Source organism: Streptomyces sp. 8L, from assembly GCF_020176795.1.
Lineage (GTDB): Bacteria > Actinomycetota > Actinomycetes > Streptomycetales > Streptomycetaceae > Streptomyces.
Genome location: NZ_JAIUKE010000510.1, coordinates 1 through 7,999 on the forward strand (window position 1 = coordinate 1; position 7,999 = coordinate 7,999).

At 70.6% G+C, this 7,999-nt stretch carries 6 protein-coding genes; all 6 read left to right on the forward strand.

The features are described from left to right. The first annotated feature begins 224 nt into the window (after positions 1 to 224). On the forward strand, positions 225 to 1,682 hold the full coding sequence (locus tag LCE31_RS32725) for a pyridoxal phosphate-dependent decarboxylase family protein (RefSeq protein WP_225020914.1): 1,458 nt from the start codon (positions 225 to 227) through the stop codon (positions 1,680 to 1,682). A 61-nt stretch (positions 1,683 to 1,743) separates the two neighbouring features. Further along, positions 1,744 to 3,036 carry a lysine N(6)-hydroxylase/L-ornithine N(5)-oxygenase family protein gene (locus tag LCE31_RS32730; protein ID WP_225020925.1) on the forward strand — a complete coding sequence of 431 codons (1,293 nt, stop codon included), beginning with the start codon at positions 1,744 to 1,746 and terminating at the stop codon, positions 3,034 to 3,036. Continuing rightward, positions 3,033 to 3,647 (forward strand): GNAT family N-acetyltransferase, encoded by a 615-nt coding sequence (locus tag LCE31_RS32735; RefSeq protein ID WP_225020917.1) that lies wholly within the window; start codon positions 3,033 to 3,035, stop codon positions 3,645 to 3,647. The genes LCE31_RS32730 and LCE31_RS32735 overlap by 4 nt, the downstream gene beginning before the upstream one ends. Further along, positions 3,644 to 5,434, forward strand: a complete 1,791-nt coding sequence (locus tag LCE31_RS32740) for an IucA/IucC family protein (protein ID WP_225020919.1) — start codon at positions 3,644 to 3,646, stop codon at positions 5,432 to 5,434. Before LCE31_RS32735 ends, LCE31_RS32740 begins: the two co-directional genes overlap by 4 nt. 179 nt (positions 5,435 to 5,613) lie before the next feature. Continuing rightward, a complete protein-coding gene (locus tag LCE31_RS32745; RefSeq protein WP_225020920.1) occupies positions 5,614 to 5,889 on the forward strand; it encodes a hypothetical protein in 276 nt (91 codons plus the stop codon). Positions 5,890 to 5,998: 109 nt separating this feature from the next. Further along, entirely contained in the window at positions 5,999 to 7,828 is a 1,830-nt protein-coding gene (glmS, locus tag LCE31_RS32750; protein ID WP_225020922.1) for a glutamine--fructose-6-phosphate transaminase (isomerizing), read from the forward strand. The last annotated feature ends 171 nt before the right edge of the window (positions 7,829 to 7,999 follow it).

Below are 7,999 nucleotides of genomic sequence, written 5' to 3' on the forward strand. Positions count from 1 at the left end.
GCCCCGCCCCGTTCCGCTCCCCCACGCGGCGACCGGCACCGCGCGCACGCGACATCGACCCGGGCCACGCACATCTGAGCCGCTCGTTCGTGCCCGGCCGACACCGTGAGGCGCCCCGTCCGCCGTCAGGAAGTTAGGTTAGGCTAACCTGACTTTGCCATGGTTCCCGTGTCCCACGACGACGCGGACTTCCGTATCCCCACCCCCACCCGGAAGGAACCCTCATGCGTTCTCACCTGCTCAACGGCACCACCACGGAGCCGTATCAGCGCTCCGTGGCCGACGGGGTCGGGCGGGTGGCCGCGCGCCTCGCGTCGGTACGATCGCCCTTCACCGGCATCACGCCCGACGCACTCCGCCCCGAGATCGACGCCGTCGACCTGGACCGCCCCCTCGGTGACAACGCCTCCGCGCTCGACGAGTTGGAGCGCGTCTACCTCCGCGACGCCGTCTACTTCCACCACCCGCGCTACCTCGCCCACCTCAACTGCCCTGTCGTCATCCCCGCCGTGGTCGGCGAGGCGGTGCTCGCCGCGGTCAACTCCTCCCTCGACACCTGGGACCAGAGCGCGGGCGGCACCCTCATCGAGCGGCGCCTCATCGAGTGGACCGCGCGCCGGATCGGCCTCGGCCCCTTCGCCGACGGCGTGTTCACGAGCGGCGGCACGCAGTCGAACCTCCAGGCGCTGCTGCTCGCGCGCGAGGAGGCGAAGGACGGCGGAAACCACGACAAACTCCGCGTCTTCGCCTCCGACTGCGCGCACTTTTCCGTGCAGAAGGCCGCGACCCTGCTCGGCCTGCCCGTGGACGCCGTCGTCCCCGTGCCCTGCGACCGCGAACGGCGCATGCGCCCGGCCGCGCTCGCCGCCGCGATCGAGGGCTGCCTCGCCGAGGGCGGCGTCCCCATGGCGGTCGTCGCCACCGCCGGCACCACCGACTTCGGCTCCATCGACCCGCTTCCCGAGATCGCCGGGCTCTGCCACCGGTACGGGACGTGGCTGCACGTGGACGCGGCGTACGGCTGCGGACTCCTCGCTTCGCGCACCCGCCGCGACCGGCTCGACGGCATCGAGCACGCCGACTCGGTCACGGTCGACTACCACAAGTCCTTCTTCCAGCCGGTGAGTTCGTCCGCCGTACTGGTGCGGGACCGGGCCGCGCTGCGGCATGCCACGTACCACGCGGACTACTTGAACCCGCGGCGCGCGCTCAGCGAGCGCATCCCCAACCAGGTCGACAAGTCCCTCCAGACGACCCGGCGTTTCGACGCCCTGAAACTGTGGATGACGCTGCGTGTGATGGGTGCCGACGGCATCGGAGAGCTCTTCGACGACGTGTGCGACCTCGCGGCCGAGGGCTGGCGCCTGCTCGCCGCCGATCCGCGCTACGACGTCGTCGTACGGCCCCAGCTGTCCACCCTGGTCTTCCGCTACATCCCCCGCGACGTGACCTCGCCCGCGGAGATCGACCGGGCCAACCTCTACGCGCGCAAGGCGCTGTTCGCCGCCGGGGATGCCGTGGTGGCGGGCACCGTGGTGAACGGCCGCCAGCACCTCAAGTTCACCCTCCTCAACCCCGAGACGACCGCGGCCGACATCGCGGCCGTGCTGGACCTGATCGCCGAGCACGCCGAGCGGCACATCGCGGCCGGGAGCGGAGGACGCCTTGCCCACGCGTCCTGACACCGCGCCCGGTACCGCGCCGGAGACCACGCCTCCCGACACCGCGCCCGGTACCACCTCCGTGCACGACTTCGTCGGCATCGGCCTCGGCCCGTTCAACCTCGGCCTCGCCTGCCTGACCGAGCCCATCGGTGAACTCGACGGTGTGTTCCTGGAGAGCAAGCCGGACTTCGAGTGGCATGCGGGGATGTTCCTTCAAGGCGCGCACCTCCAGACGCCGTTCCTCTCCGACCTGGTCACGCTCGCCGATCCGACGTCGCCGTACTCGTTCCTCAACTACCTGAAGTCGGCGGGCCGGCTGTACTCGTTCTACATCCGCGAGAACTTCTATCCGCTGCGCACCGAGTACAACGACTACTGCCGCTGGGCCGCCGGGAGGCTCTCCTCCATCCGGTTCGGCCGCACCGTCACCACCGTGACGTACGACGAGGCCGACGGGGTGTACGCCGTGCACACCGAGGGCGGCGAGACCTTCCGCGCCCGCCACCTCGTCCTCGGCACCGGCACCCCGCCGTACGTACCGGAGTGCTGCGCGGGCCTGGACGGCGACCTCATCCACAACTCCCGCTACCTCAAAGCGAAGGAGGGGCTCCAGGCCAAGGAGTCCATCACCGTCGTCGGCAGCGGGCAGAGCGCCGCGGAGATCTACCACGACCTGCTCTCCGAGATCGACACACACCACTACCGGCTGAACTGGGTGACCCGCTCCCCGCGGTTCTTCCCGCTCGAATACACCAAGCTGACACTGGAGATGACCTCACCCGAGTACGTGGACTACTTCCACGCGCTGCCCGAGGACACCCGCTACCGGCTGGAGACCGAGCAGAAGGGCCTGTTCAAGGGCATCGACGCGGAACTGATCAACCAGATCTTCGACCTGCTCTACCAGAAGAACCTCCAAGGCCCCGTGCCCACCCGGCTGATGACCAACACCGCGCTGCACAGCGCCCGTTACGAACCGGGACCGGGCCACGAGCCGGGCGGCACATACACGCTCAGCCTGCGCCAGGAGCAGCAGCGGCGGGACTTCTCGCTGGCCACCGAGGGCCTGGTCCTCGCCACCGGCTACAGGTACGCGACCCCGGACTTCCTCGCACCGGTCGCCGACCGGATCAGACTCGACGGGCACGGCCGCTTCGACGTCGCCCGCAACTACTCCATCGACACCACGGGACGGGGCATCTTCCTCCAGAACGGCGCGGTGCACACGCACAGCATCACCTCGCCCGACCTGGGCATGGGCCCCTACCGCAACGCGTACATCATCGGCGAACTGCTCGGCCGCGCCCACTATCCGGTGGAGAAGGCCATCGCGTTCCAGGAGTTCGCCGCCCCGGAGGGCCCGACACCATGACCGACCACGCCCACGCCCACACCTCCGTCCCCGGCCCCGGCCAATTCACCCGCACCGACGCCCGCCTCGGCGCGTTCGCCGTGCGCGACGTCGATCCGCTCGAAGACGCCGAGCTGCTGCACGGCTGGGTCACCCATCCGAAGTCCTCGTTCTGGCTGATGCAGGGCGCGACCCTGACCGACGTCGAGCGCGCGTACATGGCGATCGCCGCCTCCGGGCACCACGACGCGTACATCGGCCTGCACGAAGGGCGTCCGGCGTTCCTCATCGAGCGCTACGACCCCGCGCACGTCGAGCTGAACGGGCTCTACGACGCCCGGCCCGGCGACATCGGCATGCACTTCCTGGTCGATCCCGCGCCCGCGGGCGGGCCACTGCACGGCTTCACCCTGGCGGTGCTCACCACCGTCATGGAGTTCCTCTTCGCCGACCCGGCCGTCACGCGGGTCGTCGTCGAACCCGATGTGCGCAACAGCGCCGTGCAGGCGCTCAACGAGGCGGTCGGCTTCGAGGTGGTCGAGAAGATCGCCAAGCCGGAGAAGGAGGCGCTGCTCAGCGTCTGCACCCGCGACCGGTTCCACGCGGCCACCACCGAGGGAGGCACCCGATGACCCGTCCGTACCCGGGCCCCGCGGCCGACGCCGTCGCCCACCTCACCCCGGAGCTGTGGGCCGCCGCCAACCGCGCGCTGATACGCAAGGCGCTCGCGGAGTTCTCCCACGAGCGCCTGCTGACACCCGAATCGCTCGGCGACGGGGCGTACCGCGTCGTCAGCGACGACGGCGCGACCGCGTACCACTTCCGCGCCGAGCGGTTCGCCCTCGACCACTGGGAGGTCGCGGCCGACTCCGTCACCCGCCACCGCGACGGCGAGGAATACCCGCTGGACGCACTGGAGTTCATCATCGAACTCCGTACGTCCCTCGCCCTCACCGACGCCGTCCTGCCGGTGTACCTGGAGGAGATCTCCGCGACACTCGCGGGCACGGCCTTCAAACTCGCCACCAAATACACCACCGCGGCCGGCCTCGCGTCGTCCGGCTTCCAGGACATCGAGACCGGCATGACGGAGGGGCACCCCTGCTTCGTCGCCAACAACGGCCGGCTCGGCTTCGGTGTGCACGAGTACCGCGCCTTCGCCCCGGAGGCGGCGAGCGAGGTGCGGCTGGTGTGGCTGGCCGCACACCGCGACCGGGCCACCTTCACGGCGGGCGCGGGACTCGACCACGAGACGCTGATGCGCTCGGAGCTCGGCGACGGGCAGCGGGACCGCTTCGCCGCGGTGCTGCGGGAGCAGGGCCTCAACCCGGGCGACTACCTGCTGCTGCCGGTGCACCCCTGGCAGTGGTGGAACAAGCTGTCCGTCACGTTCGCCGCCGAGGTCGCCCAGCGGCATCTGGTGTTCCTCGGCGAGAGCGACGACCGGTACCTGGCCCAGCAGTCGATCCGTACGTTCTTCAACACCTCGCGGCCGGAGAGGCATTACGTCAAGACGGCGCTCTCCGTCCTCAACATGGGCTTCATGCGGGGCCTTTCGGCCGCTTACATGGAGGCCACGCCCGCCATCAACGACTGGCTGGCGGGCCTGATCGAGAGCGACGGCGTGCTGCGCGCGGCCCGGTTCTCGATCATCCGGGAGCGCGCGGCCATCGGCTACCACCACCGCGCGTTCGAGGCGGCCACCGCCAAAGGCTCCCCGTACCGCAAGATGCTCGCCGCGCTGTGGCGCGAGAGCCCCGTGCCGTCCCTGACGGGCGGCGAGCGCCTCGCCACGATGGCCTCGCTGCTGCACACCGACCGGGACGGCGGCTCGGTCGCCGCCGCGCTGATCGCCGAGTCCTCCCTCGCACCGCGGGAGTGGCTGCGCCGCTACCTGGACGCCTACCTGGTGCCGGTGCTGCACTGCTTCTACGCGTACGGCCTGGTGTTCATGCCGCACGGCGAGAACGTCATCCTCGTCATCGAGAACGGTGTGGTGGTGCGGACGGTGTTCAAGGACATCGCCGAGGAGATCGCGGTGATGGAGCGGGACACACCGCTGCCGCCGGAGGTGGAGCGCATCCGGGCCGAGGTGCCCGAGGACATGCGTCTGCTGTCGGTGTTCACGGATGTGCTGGACTGCTTCCTGCGGTTCCTCTCCCCCGTGCTCGTACGGGAAGGCGTCCTGGACGAGGGCGCGTTCTGGTCCACGGTCGCCGAGCGCGTACGGGCCTACCAGGACTCGGTGCCGGAGCTGGCCGAGCGCTTCTGCCGCTACGACCTGTTCACGGACGAGTTCGCCCTGTCCTGCCTGAACCGGCTCCAGCTGCGCGACAACGAGCAGATGGTGGACCTCCAGGACCCCTCGGGCGCCCTCCAGCTCGTGGGCACGCTGCGCAACCCGCTCGCCAAGGGCTGAGCCCGCGGGACACCGTCCGTACCGCGCCGGGCACCGACGGGAACGCCGGTCCCCCGCGCCGGGAGCCCGCCGGGGAGATTTACGCCGGACGATACAAAATAGCCCCCGAATCGCCCACCCCCTGCCCGATTCCGGGCAGAAATGTTGCTTAACTCTATGAGTCTCGGCAAACTCATCGAGTGCTCGATCGCCACGCGTCGCATGACGACCTCATCGACCACCTGGTCGGCTCCACCGCGCTGAGGCGCGGTGAGGCCGCCCGGGTGGTGCTCGACGTGCTGGCCTACTTCGACGAGACGACGGAGGAGTTCGTGCGGCGCCGCCACCGCGAGATGCAGGCGGGCGGCGCGACGAACACGGTGATCTTCGAGCGGATCGCGGCCGAGCTGCCGCACCGCGCCGTGGCACCGCCGGAGCTCTCGCTGAGGCAGCTGCGCCGCATCGTCTACGGCTGACGACGGCAGCCCGTACGGCCCCGGAGGCCGCGCGGGCCCGGAGGCGGGGACGGTAGCGGGCCGTCCCCGCCCCGGGGCACAAAGGACACCAGGAGGGGCAGAGCCCGACATGTGCGGAATCGTGGGTTACATCGGCAAGCGCGACGTCGCTCCGCTGCTGCTCGAAGGGTTGCAGCGGCTGGAGTACCGGGGTTACGACTCCGCCGGGATCGTGATCACGGGCAAGCCGTCGGCGGGCAGGGCGGCGGCGCTCAAGACGGTCAAGGCCAAGGGCCGGGTGCGCGACCTGGAGGCCAGGGTCCCCAAGCGCTTCAGCGGCACCACGGGTATCGCCCACACCCGCTGGGCGACGCACGGGTCCCCGAGCGACGAGAACGCCCACCCGCACCTGGACGCGGAGGGCAGGGTCGCCGTCGTGCACAACGGCATCATCGACAACGCGGCCGAGCTGCGGGTGAAGCTGGAGGCCGACGGCGTCGTCTTCCTCTCCGAGACCGACACGGAGGTGCTGACGCACCTGGTCGCGCGCTCGCAGGCGCCGACGCTCGAAGAGAAGGTCCGCCAGGCCCTCCAGCTGATCGAGGGCACGTACGGGATCGCGATCGTGCACGCGGACTTCCCCGACCGGATCGTGGTGGCGCGCAACGGCTCGCCCGTCGTGCTCGGCATCGGCGAGAAGGAGATGTTCGTCGCGTCGGACGTGGCCGCGCTGGTGTCGCACACCCGCCAGGTCGTGACGCTGGACGACGGCGAGATGGCCACCCTCAAGGCCGACGACTTCCGCACGTACACGACGGAGGGCTCGCTGACCTCGGCGACGCCGACCCTCGTGGAGTGGGAGGCCGAGTCGTACGACATGGGCGGCCACGACACGTACATGCACAAGGAGATCTCGGAGCAGGCCGAGGCGGTGGACCGGGTGCTGCGCGGCCGGATCGACGACCGGTTCTCGACGGTGCGCCTGGGCGGCCTGAACCTGGACGCCCGCGAGGCGCGCGGCGTGCGCCGCATCAAGATCCTCGGCTGCGGCACCTCGTACCACGCGGGCATGATCGGGGCGCAGATGATCGAGGAGATCGCGCGCATCCCGGCCGACGCGGAGCCCGCCTCGGAGTTCCGCTACCGCAACCCGGTGGTCGACCCCGACACGCTCTACGTGGCCGTGTCGCAGTCCGGTGAGACGTACGACGTGCTGGCGGCGGTGCAGGAGCTGAAGCGCAAGGGCGCGCGCGTGCTGGGCGTGGTCAACGTGGTCGGCTCGGCCATCGCCCGGGAGACGGACGGCGGTGTGTACGTGCACGCCGGGCCCGAGGTGTGCGTGGTGTCCACGAAGTGCTTCACGAACACGGTGGTCGCGTTCGCGCTGCTGGCGCTGCACCTGGGGCGCATCAGGGACCTCTCGGTGGCGGACGGCAAGCGGATCATCGAGGGCCTGCGGCGGCTGCCCGGGCAGATCGAGGAGATCCTGCGCGCGGAGGGTGACATCGAGAAGCTCGCGTCGTCGTACGCGAATGCGAAGTCGATGATGTTCATCGGCCGTGTCCGCGGCTACCCGGTGGCGCGCGAGGCCTCCCTGAAGCTCAAGGAGGTCTCGTACATCCACGCGGAGGCCTACCCGGCCTCGGAGCTGAAGCACGGGCCGCTGGCGCTGATCGAACCGGCCATGCCGACGGTCGCGATCGTGCCGGACGACGACCTGCTGGAGAAGAACCGCGCCGCCCTGGAGGAGATCAAGGCCCGCGACGGCATGATCCTCGCCGTGGCGCACCGGGAGCAGCCGAAGGCGGACCATACGGTCCTGGTGCCGAAGAACGAGACGGAGCTCGACCCGATCCTGCTGGGCATCCCGCTCCAGCTCCTCGCCTACCACACGGCGCTCTCCCTGGGCCGGGACATCGACAAGCCGCGCAACCTGGCGAAGTCCGTCACCGTCGAGTAGCCCCGCGCGAACGGAGGATGGGGGGGGGGGGGGGGGGGGGGGGGGGGGCGGCGCGCCCCCCCCCCCCCCCCCCCCCCCCCCCCCCCCCCCCCTCGCCGTCCCGGGAGCGGGAGGCACCGACCGCCGCCCCGGGCTCCCGAGACCCCGTCGCCCCCGTTTCGCGGGCCGCCG

Excerpts from the sequence above, each read along its gene's own strand:
- LCE31_RS32725 (WP_225020914.1), top strand. The coding sequence starts at position 225 with ATGCGTTCTCACCTGCTCAACGGCACCACCACGGAGCCGTATCAGCGC.
- LCE31_RS32735 (WP_225020917.1), top strand. The coding sequence starts at position 3,033 with ATGACCGACCACGCCCACGCCCACACCTCCGTCCCCGGCCCCGGCCAA.
- glmS (WP_225020922.1), top strand. The coding sequence starts at position 5,999 with ATGTGCGGAATCGTGGGTTACATCGGCAAGCGCGACGTCGCTCCGCTG.
- LCE31_RS32740 (WP_225020919.1), top strand. The coding sequence starts at position 3,644 with ATGACCCGTCCGTACCCGGGCCCCGCGGCCGACGCCGTCGCCCACCTC.